This is a genomic window from bacterium (genome assembly GCA_021371935.1).
In the GTDB taxonomy this organism is placed as follows: Bacteria; Armatimonadota; UBA5829; order UBA5829; family UBA5829; genus UBA5829.
The window spans coordinates 276227-293826 of record JAJFVF010000012.1; the positions used below are offsets into that span (position 1 = coordinate 276227).

Below are 17600 nucleotides of genomic sequence, written 5' to 3' on the forward strand. Positions count from 1 at the left end.
TGTGCGTGAAGCGCATAATACGGGTCTACGAGAGCATTATTCACGTTTCTCGTGAATAATGCGGGCTAAACCGGCAAATGCAGGAGGTCTATGACCGGTAAAGAATAAGAAGATCAGAGAGAATGCAATAACCGGAGGAATCAATTTGGACAGACAGGGCTTTGCAAACCCCGATAAAATACTCAGGCCAGCGCCATTTTGGGCGATAAACAGTGCCATTTCGCCTGAAGAGGCTGCACGACAGATAACGGATATGATCGGCGTCGGGCTATCCGGCGGCTTTTTTCACTCACGACATGGTCTTCTGACAGACTATATGAGCGACGAATGGTTCGAGACCATGCGCGCAGCCATTAAAGCTGCCAAGGGCAACGGCGGTTATCTTTGGCTCTACGATGAGGACCTCTGGCCTAGCGGCAACGCAGGCGGGCAGGTGGCCGGCAAGAAAGATGAATATCGGGCGGCCCATCTTTTGGCTTACCTTGTCGCTGCGGGTGAGGATGATCCCGACATCAATGATGACCAGGCCATCAAGTATTGCTACGCCATAAAGTGCCGAAAAGGACTCGCTTTGAATGACTTCGAGTCCGTTCCACTCGACCGTATAGACGGTTGCAGAGAGTTTGAACGGCTCTTCATGATCCGCTCATATTCTCCCAAGACAGGCTGGTGGAGCGGTGAGTCGTATGCAAACCTGCTCAACCCCGAGGCCATGCGCGAGTTTATCAACCTTACGCATGAAGTCTATGCCAGGGAGCTTGGTGATGAGTTCGGCAAGACGATACCGGGCATATTTACAGACGAACCCCAGATCGCTTATTCACCAACCAGCCTGCCGTGGTACGATGGCATTCCCGAGCTTTACGAAAAGTGGATGGGTAGAAATTTCGAGCTTGACCTGCCATTCCTGTTTTTTGACGGAGCAGAATCAAGAAAGATAAGGCTGCTTGTGTATCGGGCGATCAACAGGCAGTTCTTGGAGGCCTATTCAAAGCAGATATTCGACTGGTGTGATGAGCACGGCATAGAGCACACCGGCCATTACGTGCCCGAAGATACTATAAAGGATCAGATAAGATACAATGCGGGCTCGATCATGGGTCACTATCGCTATCAGCATGCGCCAGGCATAGACCACCTCTGCAGACAGGTCAAAGGTTTTAAGACTGGCGAGGGCATGCTTTTAACGGTCAAGCAGGTCTCCTCAGCGGCGCGCCAGCTCGGGCGAAAACGTGTTCTGGATGAGATATTCGGTGTGAGCCGACACACAAACACATTTGAGGATTTCAAGTGGCTCGGTGACTTTGACCTTGCGCTCGGCGCCAATTTCTTTGTGCCTCATCTGACCTGGTATTGTGCAAAAGGACGCCGCAAGCGCGACTTTCCGCCTGTGTGGAACTATCAGCAGACATATTGGAATGAACTCAATCCTCTCAACGATTACTTCACGCGAACCGCATATGCTCTAACTCAGGGCAGACCTGCAGTCGATATCGTAATGCTCCACCCTGTCGACAGTGCCACGGCTGCACGGAGGATTGGTGTGGAGTCTCGCGTATGCGCTTCAGCCAATACTCAGAGGGTGCCGCTTGATCTGCCGACGGAAGACCTGCAGGTCGCAGATGATCTGGATATGCATTTGCGTAAAGCCCTCGATGCGATTCTGGTAACTGGCCGGGACTGCGACCTGGGCGATGAGGGCTATATCGAAGATATGGGCAGCGTTGCCGGCGATAATTTTGTTATCGGCGAGATGAGCTATAAGACTGTGGTTGTGCCTCCGTCAACTACATGGCGGCCCAAGACATTTGATCTGCTCAAGCGGTTTAGTGCTAACGGCGGCAGGATAGTCATGCTTGGAAAACTTCCGACTGAACTAGATTGCGAAGAAGCAAGTGATCAGTGGAAAGAGCTTGCCGGGATGCCCAATGTATGGTCGCTGCCATGCTCGGTCCGCGAAATTCAGGAGACGATAGCTGAGATAGCTCCATGTTCATTTGCAATCACGGATATGGACGGCAGATTCGTGCCCGATACATACATCCACAGGCGGATTGACGGCGACCAAGAGATTGTTTTCATCATAAACTCCAGTCGTGACGATGCCAGGAACTACATCATCACCTTTAAGAACGCTGCAGACAAACACCTTGCCGAGTGGGATGCCTTAACGGGAGAATGCGAGTCTGCCGAGCCGATGGTGCTTGGGGATGATCTGCGGGCGGAAATATCTCTGCCGCCATGCGGTTCTCTGCTGCTCACACTTGGAGGGTATATCAAACCGTGCGAGATTGAAGATGATGAATATGAGGAGCACGAGCACGACGAGTCGGTGAGTATGACGATCTTTGACGGCGAGTTCGACTTTGAGCGCACAGAAGAAAATGTGCTGGTGCTCGACCGCATCAGTGTCTCATACGATGGCGGCAAGTCATTTGGACCAGAGGATTTGGAGTATCGGGTTCGCAAGAGTATTGCAAACCACTTTGGCACTGCCCCTGCCCTGGAGTGGCAGCCATGGGTTGCCGTCCGCAAGCACCTCTTTGACGGCAAAGGCGGCAAGATAGTCCTGCGATACAAATTCACCAGCGATCTGGATAAGTCCAAGTCATTTGCGGTGATAGAAGATATCGAGAAGGGCAGCCTCACTGTAAACGGCGCGGCTGTCGATATCGGTAACAAGAGCTGGCACTGGGACAGAGCCTTTGGTAAAGTCGAAATCACCCAGTTTGTGAAGCAGGGTGAGAATGTGATGGACTTTGCACTCGACTATGATTTTATGACTGAAGTCGAGTCGGCTTATATTGTCGGCGACTTCGGCGTCGCCATGGCCGATCCGTGCCGAGGTAAGATAGTCGCTGAACCGTCTAAACTCAAGGTTGGAACCTGGACGGATCAAGGCTACCCGTTCTATACGGGTCGAATGATCTACAAAGCAGAGTTTTTTGCAGAAAGAGACAGCCATGTGTTTGTGCGGCTCCTCAGGCCGTCGGGCACTCTCTATAAAGTCCATGTGAACGGTAAGGAGGCAGACAAAATACTCTGGCGGCCATATGAGGTCGATCTGACACCGTTTGTTCGGTCGGGCAAGAATCTTCTGGATATAGAAGTGGTCTCCAGCCTGCAAAATGCATGGGGACCGTTACATGAACAGATTGGTGAAGACAATATATGGTGCAGCCCGGAGGCATTTGAAGACGACAAAATTCTGCGGGAGCAGATAAATTTATTCCCATATGGTCTGCTCGGTGGGATTGAGATAATCAGCTTTTGAAAGGCAGTTTGGGAGTTTTAGTTGAAGCAATACACAGGATATAAGCAGCTTGCGACCGCGGCAGCGTTCGCAAGCATATTTGCATGTGCCGTCATCGTAACAGTCGTGCCTGCGGCCATAATGGAAATCAAGCGGTCTTTTGGAGTCTCGGTAACCCAGCTCGGGTGGATATTCCGTCTGCTTATGCTGGCGTTTCTGGCTGCGGTCATAGTAGGCGGGCATTACGGAGACCGAATCGGTAAAATACCTCCCATTGCTTTGGGCGGAGTGTGCATGGCCGTCGGCATGGTCATGTTTGCCCGTGCGGATAGTTTCAACATAGCGCTGGTAGCTATATCTATTGCCGGTATCGGAGCGGGGCTTACAGAGGGTCTGGGGACTGCATTGGTCGCTGATTTGTATATGGGCGCGAAACGCAGAGCCATGACAAACCTCGGCCAGGTGGCGTTTGCTGCCGGCGCAGTTATCGGACCAGCCGTGACCGCGCGCATTTTGCGAGCAGGTATAGACTGGCAAGCGGCTTTTTGGGGAGCGGCAGGTATTTGCGTTCTGGCCGGCATGACAGCGCTTGTGACGCTGGCCTTTCATAGAGATTTGCCGGTCAACTCAGAGACTGAGGGCGGTGATTGGCGGGCCGTGATTAAAGACCCGCTCGTAATCTGGCTGGGGATAGGAATTTTGTTATATGTGAGCGCCGAAGCAGGCACCGCAAACTGGCTGGCTGCTTATCTGACCTCGGATATACGCGCCGCAGCGCCGGTAGCAGCGGCTTCTATTGCCGTGTTCTGGTTTGGCATAGGTGCAGGAAGAGCTTCGGCGACAATGGTTTCCAGGCGCATCTCAGACATCAAGCTGATCGGTGTATGCCTTATTCTGGCATCCGTTTGTGAGGCTGTTTTGTTGAATACGCACACTGTTGCTTCGTCGATGACTATGATATTCCTCTTCGGGCTGTGCATGGGTCCGGTATGGCCTACAATCATGAGCTGTGCAGGCGGGGCATATCCGGCGCAATCGGGCGGTGTGATAGGGATTTTGGCAGCCGCAGGCTCACTGGGAAGTGCTGTAGCATCTCCGCTTGTAGGCAGAGTTGCCGATGCTTCCAGTATGCGCTGTGCGCTGTGCATATGTCTTGCGGCGCTGATTATCAATACTCTTCTATTCTCCCGGCTCAGAAGACGTTTGGACTGATGATTGACTGTACTATCCAGTACCGCATCCACAGCACATGAGCCATGTAGGCAAGGTGACAAAAACGGTAATTACAGGCACATGGAAAACGTCTAGGGCTAGATGGGATAACCAACCTCACACAAATCTGAGATGTATTACTATAAAAAATTCTGACATGCTGAACAATTTACGGTTTTCGAGCATCTTATATTTTGGAAGTGCCGCATCGCTGGGTTTTACCAATCTGTAGTTTCATATCTACAAAGGAAGCGAAATGACTCGGTTTTTCACATATATGCGTTTTGCAGTTGCCGCGCTATCGTTGATTTTCCTGTTTGGGTGCATTGCAGCTATTGGCGACGAAACTCCGGATAAGCTTTCATTGGCGGATGCCGTTGCCATGGCTCTGCGAAGCAATGCAAGTTTGCAGAGTGCCAGAGACTCGCGGTCGAACTCACTTGCCAGTCTTAAAATTGCCAACATCAATACAAGTATCGACTTGGGCACCACATCCTTTGTTGAGCGTTCCTCCGGTTACAAAAGCCGGTCGAGCAACCTTTTTGGCAATGTCGACTATGTGAATTTGTCAGGTACGCGAGCTTCTCTCAGTCTGACTCCAATGGCCTCCGGAGACAACACAAGTACTGTCTTGCTCTACCTGCAGCATCCGTTAGGAAAAGGCAAGGGCTTGCTCTCATCGAAATCCAACGAGGTGCTTGGAGCGCGCAGCAACGCTTCCATAGAAGAGAAAGAATTATACCTTACCACTCAGTCGACTGTACAGTCTGTTGTGCAGGCATATTACAGCGCAGTGCTTGCGCGCGAGCAGGTGAAAGTGCGGGAACAGGCGCTTGAGATTGCCAAGGCGGTAGCTGATGGGGCTACAAAGCGTGCAGCCGAAGGGCTTGTCGCTGAAGTTGAGGCATCGCGGGCTGAGATAAGGGTCGCGCAAACTCGAAACGAGCTTAACGTGCAAAAACAAAAGGCCGAGGCATCTCTTGATTCGCTAATGGTTGCAATAGGCTCCGGTGTCGGCAAAAAGCCGGAGCTTACTGAGCCGATCCCGGAACCGGACTCGCTCGGTGATCTGCCCGATCTGGCCACTGCGATGGAAAAGGCGCTCAAAAATCGAGCGGAGCTTGATGTGTATGACACCAGGCTTTCCGATCTGTCTCGCACTCTGGCTATGGCTAAGGACAACCTGAAGCCGGGACTGGACCTTGTTGCAAGCTTTTATTCGTCATCTGATGACACGGGGCTGCTGTCGCACTCCCTTTGGAATAACGGTGATCTTGTGGCTGGTTTGGAGTATTCAGTGCCTTTGGACAAGCGGTCACTGGTCGAAAGACACAAAATGGCTGAGACGAACTTGCAGACAACTCGCAGAATGCGGGTCTTTGAGATGGAACAGATTGCCCAGCAAGTCAGAGACGCATATCGGGACCTGCAGCAGGCAAAGACGACTGTAGACATTTATGGACAGAACCTCGCTGTGGCTGAGGACAACCTGCGCATGGCTCAGATACGAGTAGACGAGGGTCTTACGGACAACCAGGAGGTCTTGAATGCTCAGGAAGACCTCACAGGCGTCCAAAACTCACTTGTTTCTGCGAAAGTATCTCTATACCTTGCGGCGGTAAATCTGAAAGCCGCCATGGGCGAAGACCTGACGGGGATGGGGGGCAGATGAAACAGCAGATAAAACTTTGGACAGGCAGAACATTTATGCTGGTGGCCATAATTTTTGCCGCGCAGTATTGGGGTGTGCCGCTCTACAGGCAGTATATGGTTCCGAAAAAGACGGAGGCATTTGTCCCCACCGCAAAAGTCAAAGCCGGTGATTTCACGATCAGCTTCCATGAAATTGGGACTCTTGAAGCTGAGAATTCCGTTCCGATTGTCAACGAAGTGAATGGAAAGATCATCTATCTTGCCCCCGAAGGCACAGTGGTCTCACCTGGGGACAAGCTTGTTCAATTGGATACATCCGAAATCGAGCGCGATGCCAAGACTCAGGAGTTGAATTATCAAAACGCTCTGGCCGATGTCAAGAGAGTCAAGTCCGAGATGGAGATACTGGCCAAGTCCAACGAGACGGAAGTGGAGCAGCAGCAGGCTGATCTGGATTTCAACAAGAGCGAGCGAGAACGCGCCAATGAGCAGTTAAAGAAAAAGGTGCATTTGGCTGAAGAAAAGCTGATAGCCCGAGATCAGGTTGACCAGGCAGAGATGGACCTTCGCTCCAAGGATTTGACGGTCAAGAAAGGCGAGATGACTCTCGAACTAAAGAGAAAAGAAGTAGCAAACAAGCAGACGCAAAAAGAAGCGGATGTGCGCAACAAAGAGTTTACCGCAAACATGTCAAAGGCAAGTCTGGAAGAAGTGCAAGGTCGGATTAAAAAAGCGGTGATTACTGCACCCTCGGCGGGTATGGTGGTAATCTCAAAAGACTGGACCGCCGATGGTCGTCGGAAGCTCAAAGAGGGCGATTCTCTGCGTCCACGGCAGATAGTCTGCCAGTTGCCTGACCTGTCGAGTATGCAGGTAAGGCTGCAAGTCGGCGAATCTGATGCGCCAAAGCTCAGGCTTGGTCTGCCTGTCTTGATAAGGCTGGAAGCTATACCCGATAAGGTATTCCACGGCACGGTAAAAGAAATATCCAGCCTGGCGGTCGAGTCCAACGTATGGGAAGGCGATACACCGGGTCGTAAGAACTTCGAGGTCGTCATAACCGTCAAGGAGAACGATCCCAAGACGATAAAGCCTGGCATGAGCGCAGATGCAGAGTTTATCTGTGACTCTCAAAAGAAAGCGATATTTGTGCCCATTGAATCGGTAGTGGAGCGCAGCGGCAAGACATATGTCTTCGTGAAAGATGGCAAACGTTACGTCATGACACGTGTCAAGACCGGCAAGCACAACGACAACTTCATCTGTATAACTAAGGGTCTGAAAGCGGGCCGGGTCATTGCTCTACGTGATCCGACCAAACCTCTCGACCAGCAGGAATCAGGCGCCAAAGGTCCCGGTGCAAAGAAAGAGAAACAAAAAGAAAAAAAGAAACCTGCTCCACTTCCGGGAGGGTCTGGGGACTGAGATGGGTATTTTCGATGCCATACATACCGGTCTCACCGAGCTTCTATCGCACAAGCTGCGCTCGATGCTGACCATGCTCGGCGTGATTTTCGGTGTGGCGGCAGTAATCGCTATGGTCTCGATAGGTGAGGGAGCCAAACAGGAAGCACTGGATCAGATCAAGCTGATGGGGATCGATGTAGTGCATGTAAAGCGAGCCACAATTGCCGGAGAACTCCTGCAAAAAGCTGAGGAACGCTCACCTTTCGGTCTAAAGTATTCTGATGTCGGCAGCATAAGGCAGGTGTGTGATTATGCGCGGCGAGTGGTGCCCCTGCGTGAAGTATTTGCCGATGTGAGGGTCGGTGAGGAGGCGGTTCCTGTGAAGGTGGTGGGCACCACTGCAGGCTATGATAAAGCGACCCGCTCCAAACTTCTGCGCGGAAGGTTTTTAATGGATCAGGATATCAAAGAGAACACACCGGTCTGTGTTCTGGGAGCTGCAGCCAAGCGAGAGCTTTTTGGCTTTGACGATCCCATAGGCAAAACAGTCAAAATACAAAACCGCATTTTTAGAGTTGTTGGGCTTATGGATGCAAAGGAGGTCGGTTCGGCCAAGGCATTTTCGGCTCTCCGCGATCTAAACTCAGACATCTATATTCCTATAACTATATCTTTCAGCGACTATCAGATGTTTTCTCAACAAGCGGTGCCTGCCAACATATCCACTCTCAGAGCAATGATAGGTAAGATGAACAGTCGACACAGCCTCTCCGACAGCACCATTTCCGAGATCATCGTTCAGCTCGATGGAGAAGATGCGGCAGTGCAGACTGCATCGGTTATCAGGTCCGTGATGAACAGAGGGCACTGCGGGATACGTGATTATGAGATCATCATTCCAGCCGAACTGCTCCATCAAAGTCAGCAGACACAGCGAATATTCAACATTGTAATGGCTGCGATCGCCGGTATATCGCTGCTTGTGGGCGGCATCGGCATCATGAACATCATGCTCGCCACTGTCAGCCAGCGCACGCGTGAGATAGGGGTTCGCCGATGCATAGGCGCGACCAGATGGGACATTGTGCGGCAGTTTATGCTCGAAGCGCTGGTCATTACTTGTCTTGGCGGCCTGATAGGTGTTGCGCTTGGCATTGGTGGAGCACACGCCATCTCAATTTATGCCGACTGGCGCACCATAGTCTCTACTCAAGCGATTGTCGTCTCATTTGGCGTATCAGCCATTGTCGGAGTCGTCTTCGGACTATACCCTGCAGTCAGGGCTGCAATGGTCGATCCGATTGAAGCCCTTAGATACGGCTAACTCATTTATCATTTTAGATTTGATATCTATTATTTGGGGTGTAAAATGCCTCTGATTGAAGTTAAGAACCTGAAAAAGACATATAAAATAGGCAGCGTGGAAGTGCCTGCGCTCAGGGGCGTCTCGTTTGGTGTGGAGCCGGGAGAGTTTGTGGCGATCATGGGACCGTCCGGTTCGGGTAAATCGACACTCATGAACATAATCGGATGTCTGGACAGACCCACCTCCGGCACATATATGCTCGACGGAACAGATGCAAGCAAACTCAGCGACGCACAGCGCGCGCATGTCAGAAACCGCAAGATTGGTTTCGTCTTCCAGAGTTTTAACCTTCTGCCAAAAATGTCGGCGCTCAAGAACACAATGCTGCCGATGATGTATTCTTCCGAGCCCAGAGACAGAAAATACGCCAGACTGGCTCTCGACTCCGTAGGGTTGGCCGGACGCATTCACCATACTCCCATGCAGCTCTCTGGTGGTGAGCAGCAGCGTGTAGCCATTGCTCGCGCACTGGTGAACGACCCGCCCGTGATGTTCGGCGATGAGCCTACAGGCAACCTCGACACCACTACCGGTGAGGAGATAATGGCTATATTCCAGAGCCTCAACAATGCCGGAAAAACCGTCGTCATCGTGACTCATGAGCCTGACATAGCCCAGCACTGCAAGAGAATACTGCGATTTCGAGACGGACTGCTGGAGTCGGATGAGATTGTAGAAAACCAGCTTATTGCAAAGACAAGAGAAATGAGCAAGCAGTAGGTCACAGACCAGAGGCAACAGTATCGGTATTTACACACCTCGAGGTATAAAAAGTCGAATTGTATAACCAGCCAGCTTGAATCCAGCACCTAAGGCTGTTTTAATTGACGCCGGGTTATAAACAGAGCAGCCATACACCGGCATACGTCCCGCTTTCAGCAACCTATCAGCTACAGCAGCAACTAAGCGTTTTGCAGCGCCGTTACCGCGATAGCGCTCTGTAACAAAGACCATTCCTATGTTACCAACTCTTTCACTCATATAGGAAGAATGAGTCCCCGCAAAACCAACTGGCTTGCCATTTTGATACCATGCAAACGCTGGTCCTGCGCTTAAGATGTCTCCGCCAGTTACATACTCCGGTTTATCGGCAATACCAGGAACCAGCTCATGCAAAATTTCATCGATGTTACCAGAAGTTACTTCGCATATGCCTTCTTGATCTTGTTTCTTGAGGATACGGGGTGTGCAGTAGAATTTCTGATCTGCCAGTAGTTCGTATGATTGAGCAGAGAACTCTCGCCTGCAATATTCTTCCAATAAGATATGCATCCCAAGTTCTAGCAATTTATGGGCAGAGTATGGCAAGCTAGGGATACTATTTATAAATCCCATAAGTTGCGGATCATACTTGATTATGCATCTTCTCCAAGATGCTTTCAAATCCATGACTATCCGTGGACTTACAGAAAGAAAATTTCCAGCAGCTAATGTTTCCATCTGGGCAACGATAGTTTGTCGCGGGGTGACAATGTTGTCGTCTTTTCGGAATAGGTACTTTTCATAAACATTGGAGTAATGAACTGCACACATTTGATTTGTCCATTTCTATACTAGCCTGTCTACTTTTCCGGCTTCATCTGTGGGAAGAGAATGACATCCCGAATAGCATCCTGATCGGTAAAGAGCATTACCAGCCGGTCGATACCAAAGCCCAGCCCGCCGTTGGGAGGCATGCCGTATTCCATTGCTCTGACAAAGTCATCATCCGTAGGCTGCGCCTCTTCATCACCCTCTGCATGCATTTCAGCCTGACCCACAAACCGCTCTTTCTGATCTATGGGATCGTTGAGCTCTGAGTTTGCCTGAGCTATCTCCTTGCCGCCTATATAGAGGTCAAACCTGCGTACAAACTTCTCGTTGCCCGGCACTTTTTTTGCCAGTGGAGAGGTCTCCAGAGGAAAGTCGGTCACAAATGTCGGCTGTGTCAGGTTCGGCTCGACAAACCTCTCGAATATCTTTTCTATTATGCCGCCGACCACATGCTCGCCTTCGGTCGGCAGTCCCAGCTTCTCCATTGCGGCCAATGCACTCGGAAGACTGCCGAATGCATCAGGTTTTACACCGGAGTACTTCTCTATGCCTTCAAGAATCGGCATTCTGGTCCATGGAGCGGTGAAATCTATTGTCTTACCCTGATACGGAATAGTAGGCCCATCGTAAAGTGTCTTGCTGATATGGTTGAACAATTCCTCAAAAAGACTCATCATGTCTTCCAGGTTCGCATAGGCCTCATAACTTTCGAGAAGGGTGAACTCAGGGTTATGACGAGTCGAAAGGCCTTCATTTCTGAAGACCCGGCCTATCTCATATACTTTTTCCAATCCGCCGACAATCAGCCTCTTGAGATAGAGTTCGAGAGAGATTCTCAAGTGGAACTCATGCTCAAGCGCGTTGTGATAGGTCAGAAACGGCCTGGCCGCCGCGCCGCCCGCCACTGCCTGCAGCACCGGCGTCTCGACTTCGAGGTATCCGCGGTTGTCGTAGAACTCACGTATGGCTCGCACGATCATAGTGCGCTTGATAAATGTGTCTCGGCTCTCGCCGTTGGTTACCAGATCGACGTGTCTCTGGCGATATCTCTGCTCGACATCCTGCAGGCCGTACCAGTGCTGGTCACCCTTCTCCTTGCCGAACGGTATCGGCCTGAGAGACTTCACCAACACCGTGATCGACCCGGCGTGAACTGATATCTCACCGGTGCGTGTGCGGAACATATAGCCTGTTATGCCGATAAAGTCTCCCAGGTCAAGCAGTTTTACCATCTCGTAGTCATCTCCGAGATCGTCCCTCTTGAGATAGACCTGTATCTTACCTTTGCGATCCTGAATATGAACGAACGCAGCCTTGCCCATCAGCCGAACAGAGACAACTCGTCCGGCAAGAGATACGTCAACTTTTGCCTTTGCCTCTTCACCTTCTTTAGGTTCATTCTCTTCATATACAGCTATCACATCAGCGCTGTAAGGCTCAAAGCGTTTTTCATTGCCCTCAATATATTTTATCGCCGCGCGGCGTTCATACTTTTCTTGAGCGAATGGGTCCTTGCCCAGAGATTTCATCTTCTCCAGCTTTTCGACCCTTGCCTTGATAAGTTCGTCTTCAGGAATCAAATGTTCTTCCAATGTCTGTCTCCTTCGAAAATGCGGGGCATTTTCGTTCCCTTCGTGGCGAACACAACAGCGCTGCGGAGCAGTCGCGAGAGTGTTCATGCCACGATTCCTAAAATGCCCAGAGCGGAGAGTAGAGAGCCGAGTGCCAGACTCCGTCTACTACTTGCCATTATAGTTAGTTATCCCTCCAGGTATCTTACCTGGAGGGAAATAAATAAGCACAAAAAAACCTGCGGGGAGCGAGCCCGCAGGTTTTTGTTCGCTTGTTCTATTGGAAATTCCTCTTACTTGCGAATGCTCAGTATCTCATACTTTGCAAGTCCTGCCGGAATCTCTACAACTGCAATATCACCGACTTTCTTACCCATAAGAGCTTCTCCGACTGGTGACTCGTTTGAAATGCGGTCCTCTGCCGGGTTTGCCTCAAATGTGCCGACGATTGTCCATTCCCAATCGTCCTTGGTTTCCATGTCTCTTACCCTGACTATTGAACCGATGCTCACGCAGTCCGTGAGCACATCCATGTCCTCAATTACACGCGCAGTTGCGAGTATTTGTTTGAGTTCGTCAATCCGCCCTTCAATAAAGGCCTGCTCATTCTTTGCATCATCGTATTCTGAATTGTCGTTGAGTTCGCCTGCCAGTTGCATGGACTCGCGAATACGTTCGGCTACACGTTTGCGGCCAACCGTTCGCAGTTGATTGAGTTCATCTTCTATTTTCTTCAGACCGCCTGCGGTCAACAAAATTTCTCTTTCGGCTTGCATCGGACATCACCCCTCGATAAAGCAATCAAGCACCGACCGCGCTAATGCGACTATAGTCAGTGCTTGACTTAACAGACCTACCAATTCTTGGTAATTATACCAACATTGATGGTCACTATCAAACAACTTAGTCACATTTTGCGCCGAACCTGCCCGCCTCATCGCATTCGTACATGAGACGTGCAATTGGTTCACAAAGTTCCCTCAAAATGCCCAGTGCGCGAATATAATACATACGCGCATTTTGTATCACATATTTTGAACTGTTATGCCATATGTTGTCGGTATAAATGGAGAGTTTTTTTACCCATATTAGGGGATTTTATCAGGGTAACTTGCGATAAAGATGTAAATTGCCGCCGCTGGTGATCAGCGGCGGCAATTGATTTCCTACCCTCACGGATAGTTGAAGCTTCCGCGCGAGGGCCAACATTCATGACCAAGGTGGTCGAAACGACCACAGGCTAAAATACTAACCTGCGCGGTCACCTCGTTGACTATGATCCATAAAGCCACCACCTCCTTCTTAGTCTAAAGTCAGTATACCTCCGAGTTTTCACTGTGTCAAATTGAATTTGGCAAGCAAATTTGCATTTAGTTGACAAATACCAGGCTGACGGGATGACAATTATCTATGAAACAACTTGGATGCAAGACCATCCGGCGCGGTCACTTCCTCGGCAGCAACCGGTATCGAACGCAAAGCAGTTGGCGCCTCCAACGTGAGTGTGCTTTCGGCGAAATATCCCAAAGCCCTTATGAAGCATGGGATCCATCATACATAATAGCTACTTCACTATGTCGACTACCCTGCGCTCGACTCTCGCCTGATCTGCCCCGAACCCTATCAAGTGGCCATAGATAGAATCTTCGAGGCTGGTGCATGAGATCGAACGCGGCTCACCCAACAAGGTACGCACGAAGTCGCCCACAAGGCGCAGGTCTCCGCCGCCATGTGGATCGTTGGTCACTTCCGTCTTGACCCTTTCTTCCGACCATTCGTGTCCCTTGCGAGCATCGGGGTGGCGCACCACAAAATATCCGTCTTCCATCACACCTTGTATCTCGCCCTTAGTGCCGATCAGGTGCATGGACCTGCATGGGCGTGATGTGCCGCCGGTCATATTGTGAGATGCAGTGGAGCCGTCCGAAAATTCAATTGCGACACTCTGGTGGTCGACCACATCGTTGTCACAGCGCCACACGCACCTCCCGTGCGGATTGTCCGTTGCCAGCGACTTCATCCAGTTTTCTTCATTCTGTTCCTGATCCTCTATGCCTTGCCAGGCATAAAAGCCCCATATACCCTGCTCGATATAGTTCTTCTTTGCCGAGTATGGGCAGGTCTTTTCGATCTTACAGTCCACCACGCAGCGCTCACCAGAGCCTTCGGGTGCATTCTCACGCTTGAACTGCATCAGGCTGCCGAAACTTGCCACAGCTTTTGGCGCGACCCCGCTTTTCATCCATGTGATGAGGTCCAGGTCATGGCAGCATTTGGACATCAGCATCGTGCTGCCGTATTCGAGCCGGTTCCACTTGCCGCGCACGAATGCCGTGGCCATATGGTGATAGCTGACGTTCTCCGCAGTCATCATGCTGACGATGTCGCCTATATCTCCCGCGGCGACTATCTCGCGTATCTTTGCATAAAATGGCGCGTATCTGAGCACATGACAGATCATCACAGTGCTGGAGCACTCTTTGGCTACCGCATAAAGCTGCCTGACTTCCGCCTCGCTGGTGGCTATCGGCTTTTCCAGGAGCATGTCATAGCCCACTTTGAGCAGAGGTATCGCTGTGGGCACATGCTGGAGGTCCATTGTGCCGTTTATGACAGCATCGGCCGACTGTCCTTTTTCTGCAAGCTCATCTGCGGATTCAAAGCACATGTCCGATCCAAAACCGAAGAGTTCAGCGGCCTGCGCCCGACGATATTCGTTCGGGTCGGCCACACCGACTATCTTCAGTTCATCAGGATGTTGGAGCGAATATTTGGAGTATGCGATGCTGCGGTGTCCCGCGCCTACTATTACAGCCGTGATCGGCTTGTTCTTTGTTGCCGGCAATTTTTAACCTCTTTTTGGATGAATGCTACAGTAAATGGTAGCACTTAATCGGCAATCTCACAATGGCTGCTATGTCAGGTCATATGCTCTGGCGCCGACATAATACCTCTTGTAAAAGTTCTCCTTAAGGCTGTCGATCTTGACCCCGGACATTGGGTTTGAGGCGTGGATAAATACGCATGAAGCCAGTATAAGCCCTACATGACTGACATAGCCCTTCTTAATGTCGAAGAAGACCAGGTCGCCTGTCTCCCAATTGCCGGCTTTGACCGGTTTGCCTGCCCTATACTGCTGGCGGGCGGTCCTGGGGATTTTTACTCCCATCTGTTTGTAGACATAGCGTGTAAAGCCGGAGCAGTCGAATGCGCTGGGTGTGGTCCCTCCCCATCTATAAGGCGTGCCCAGATATTGGAGAGCAGTTTTCTTAAGTTCCATCCTGGGGTCCATCGCTTGGTTTTCTTCTGAGGAGATGATTTGGTCTGTGTCGGAATCAAGTGTGAGTATGATCTCACCGGGCGATTCGTTGTTGTCGACAGGTTCCTGTTTGGCAGTTGACTGTTCGGAAGCGGCAGAGACCGGGTGTTTTTTAGCGGCTGGTGATGATGTTGCAGCAAATGCGAGGATTTGGACCACGAGTGCTGCAATGGTCCATGTCTTGACGTTACGCATATTGAGAAGCGTCCTCCTTGGTTTTCCACGCTTCCCACCGCGCCTTTTTGAACCATTTGCGGTCCCATCACCGCCCAAAGGAGTGCGGTCAGCCCGTAGCATAATACGGGCTCCGAGAGCATTATTCACACTCCTCGTGAATAATGCAGGTTAGGCGCCTCTTCCTCTTTAAGTAATGCTCATTAAGGATGAGTCTGTCACAATTACATGAGCAATGCTAACATGAGTCAAATCTTAAGTAAAGCAGACGGCCGACAAAAAATTAGTCGTCCAACCCCATCTTTTTGTCGATCTTTACCTTTTCTGCCTGATGCTCTCGCTCCATCTCGGCCTCGGAAAGCCTCCCGGTTAGCCATGCCTGATTGGCAGGGAAATTGTCGGGGTTTAGGTGCACATTATAGAAATGCCAGACCACTATGGCGAGCACTGCCAGCAGAGCTTCATCGCTGTGGGCGATAAGCGCCACCGACTGCGCAATTGCAGGCAGACGGTTTCCAATCTGGACGGGAAACCACAATATCAGCCCCGAGATTATCATGACAGGCACACCCCACCACACGGCAAAGTAGTCGAACTTCTCTCGAAAGCTGAACCGGTCATATTCGGGGCGTTTTATATTGCCGGACAAGCCAAATCTGATCGTCACTATAAGGTCGGTAAAGTCCTTTCTGGTCGGCCACATACTCCATGATTTGAATGAAAAGCCTGTTCTTTTCCATTGCACAAGCAGGTATATGCAGTGCCAAACCCAGACGAGTACCAACCCCATTGCTCCCACTCTGTGCGCAATACGCGCTCCCTCGAAACCGCTGAATAGAGAGTTAAGGTGACTGGTCCAACCGACATCGGCATATCTGAGCGGCATGCCTGTGAGCACCAGTATCGTGAAACTCAGGGCAAGCAACATGTGCTGGAGCCTCTGGGACAGTGTGAAACGCTCATAATATCGTTTGGGTCTCTTTTCAGGGATACGTCTGGTCTTGATGAGGTAGGCTATAAATGCCGATGCCAGCAGGACTGCCCACAGTGTCCATGCCCACTTCGCGGCCCTTGTGTTGAGTGACGCCGTCAGAACGCCGGTGACAAGCGAATAAAAGCTCAGTGCGATGAGCGTGGCTGATAATCTGCCCGATCTTGGGCAGCAGTTTCTGCAGAAAACTTTTTTCCTGAGGTCGAGAGTGATCATTGCGACCAGGCCAAGCATCACCACCCATGTCAGCATGTGGAAAAGCTGCCTTTCCGCTCTCAATAAAGCGGACTGCTCGATCTCAATCTGTAGATGATTTGCGCCTGACGCTGCAAAATTGAACCTTGCTCCGGGGTGGCATTTTCGGCATGTCCCGGCAACGTTGGCAGTGCTTGTGGGCGAGCCTTTGGCATCCGGCGAGAGTACATGGTGGCTGTCATGACAATCGACGCATGTGGCTGTGCCCATTTTGGCATCATGCATCAGTGCTTTGCCGTGATAGCTGCACTCATATGAGGACACTGCGTTGGGCTTTACGCCGTAATGCCTCATCAGCTTTTTATCATTGTGGCAGCCTGTGCACATCGATAACTGACGACTTCGGGTCATCTTATGACCACGTGAGTGAGGATAGCCTTTATGGCATGAAGTGCATCTCGGATGGTCGCCATGATGCTTGTTCGGCCTTCCATGGACACTCGATCTTACCTCGCCGGCTATATCCGGGTGGCATGAGTCGCAAACGGCATCGGATGGCTTTGTAATATGCTTTGCGTTAATAGTATGGCTTTTGATCGGATGGCAGAAGAGACACTGGCTTGTCTGTGGGTCCGGCTTGAACGAGCCGGTGTTAAAATGGAGTGAACGCGCGTTTGCATCGACATCATGGCAATCGCCACATGTCTTTTTGATGCTGGCCTGGGCTGTCTTTGAGGGGTCGATAATGTCCCCGTTTGAGTTTTTTAGCCTTATCCCCTGGCCGAAGACCGGCGTGATAGCAAGGAGGGCAAAGACTATTATAAGAGCGTGTGTCACGTTTTAATTTACCCATCTCTACCATAATGAAATCAGGGCTAAAGGTCAAGGTATACTTCAACTCCAACTAATATAATTCATTTATCGCC

The 17600-nt window shown here is 50.8% G+C and carries 12 protein-coding genes; 6 read left to right on the forward strand and 6 right to left on the reverse strand.

From position 1 onward, the window contains the following. The first annotated feature begins 145 nt into the window (after positions 1 to 145). The 6 genes from LLG46_09920 to LLG46_09945 all read left to right on the forward strand — a co-directional run bounded on the left by LLG46_09920 (position 146) and on the right by LLG46_09945 (position 9611). Positions 146 to 3274 carry a hypothetical protein gene (locus tag LLG46_09920; GenBank protein MCE5323616.1) on the forward strand — a complete coding sequence of 1043 codons (3129 nt, stop codon included), beginning with the start codon at positions 146 to 148 and terminating at the stop codon, positions 3272 to 3274. A 21-nt stretch (positions 3275 to 3295) separates the two neighbouring features. Beyond that, positions 3296 to 4465, forward strand: a complete 1170-nt coding sequence (locus LLG46_09925) for an MFS transporter (protein ID MCE5323617.1) — start codon at positions 3296 to 3298, stop codon at positions 4463 to 4465. A gap of 256 nt (positions 4466 to 4721) precedes the next feature. After that, positions 4722 to 6137: a TolC family protein gene (locus tag LLG46_09930; GenBank protein ID MCE5323618.1), complete on the forward strand. Its 1416-nt coding sequence runs from the start codon at positions 4722 to 4724 to the stop codon at positions 6135 to 6137. After that, the gene (locus LLG46_09935; GenBank protein ID MCE5323619.1) at positions 6134 to 7543 is read left to right on the forward strand and encodes an efflux RND transporter periplasmic adaptor subunit; all 1410 of its coding nucleotides are present in this window, start codon (positions 6134 to 6136) and stop codon (positions 7541 to 7543) included. The genes LLG46_09930 and LLG46_09935 overlap by 4 nt, the downstream gene beginning before the upstream one ends. A gap of 1 nt (position 7544) precedes the next feature. After that, positions 7545 to 8849, forward strand: coding sequence for an ABC transporter permease (locus LLG46_09940; protein MCE5323620.1), 1305 nt, complete (start codon positions 7545 to 7547; stop codon positions 8847 to 8849). Positions 8850 to 8900: 51 nt separating this feature from the next. Next, a complete protein-coding gene (locus LLG46_09945; GenBank protein ID MCE5323621.1) occupies positions 8901 to 9611 on the forward strand; it encodes an ABC transporter ATP-binding protein in 711 nt (236 codons plus the stop codon). Between the two features lie 30 nt (positions 9612 to 9641). Here LLG46_09945 and LLG46_09950 read toward each other — a convergent pair whose 3' ends face one another. The 6 genes from LLG46_09950 to LLG46_09975 form a co-directional block, all read right to left on the reverse strand. Continuing rightward, complete coding sequence (locus tag LLG46_09950; GenBank protein MCE5323622.1) at positions 9642 to 10424, reverse strand: GNAT family N-acetyltransferase; 783 nt, start codon at positions 10422 to 10424, stop codon at positions 9642 to 9644. Positions 10425 to 10453: 29 nt separating this feature from the next. After that, entirely contained in the window at positions 10454 to 12016 is a 1563-nt protein-coding gene (gene lysS, locus LLG46_09955) for a lysine--tRNA ligase (GenBank protein MCE5323623.1), read from the reverse strand. Between the two features lie 272 nt (positions 12017 to 12288). Beyond that, entirely contained in the window at positions 12289 to 12771 is a 483-nt protein-coding gene (gene greA / locus LLG46_09960; protein ID MCE5323624.1) for a transcription elongation factor GreA, read from the reverse strand. Positions 12772 to 13559: 788 nt separating this feature from the next. Next, a complete protein-coding gene (locus LLG46_09965) occupies positions 13560 to 14840 on the reverse strand; it encodes a Gfo/Idh/MocA family oxidoreductase (protein ID MCE5323625.1) in 1281 nt (426 codons plus the stop codon). Positions 14841 to 14909: 69 nt separating this feature from the next. Beyond that, positions 14910 to 15611: a C40 family peptidase gene (locus LLG46_09970; protein MCE5323626.1), complete on the reverse strand. Its 702-nt coding sequence runs from the start codon at positions 15609 to 15611 to the stop codon at positions 14910 to 14912. Positions 15612 to 15771: 160 nt separating this feature from the next. Beyond that, on the reverse strand, positions 15772 to 17511 hold the full coding sequence (locus LLG46_09975; GenBank protein ID MCE5323627.1) for a cytochrome b/b6 domain-containing protein: 1740 nt from the start codon (positions 17509 to 17511) through the stop codon (positions 15772 to 15774). Between the last annotated feature and the right edge of the window lie 89 nt (positions 17512 to 17600).

Bases quoted from the DNA above. Each gene is read 5' to 3' on its own strand.
- LLG46_09930 (MCE5323618.1), top strand. From the start codon at position 4,722: ATGACTCGGTTTTTCACATATATGCGTTTTGCAGTTGCCGCGCTATCG.
- LLG46_09935 (MCE5323619.1), top strand. From the start codon at position 6,134: ATGAAACAGCAGATAAAACTTTGGACAGGCAGAACATTTATGCTGGTG.
- LLG46_09940 (MCE5323620.1), top strand. From the start codon at position 7,545: ATGGGTATTTTCGATGCCATACATACCGGTCTCACCGAGCTTCTATCG.
- LLG46_09950 (MCE5323622.1), bottom strand. From the start codon at position 10,424: ATGTGTGCAGTTCATTACTCCAATGTTTATGAAAAGTACCTATTCCGA.
- greA (MCE5323624.1), bottom strand. From the start codon at position 12,771: ATGCAAGCCGAAAGAGAAATTTTGTTGACCGCAGGCGGTCTGAAGAAA.
- LLG46_09970 (MCE5323626.1), bottom strand. From the start codon at position 15,611: ATGCTACGGGCTGACCGCACTCCTTTGGGCGGTGATGGGACCGCAAAT.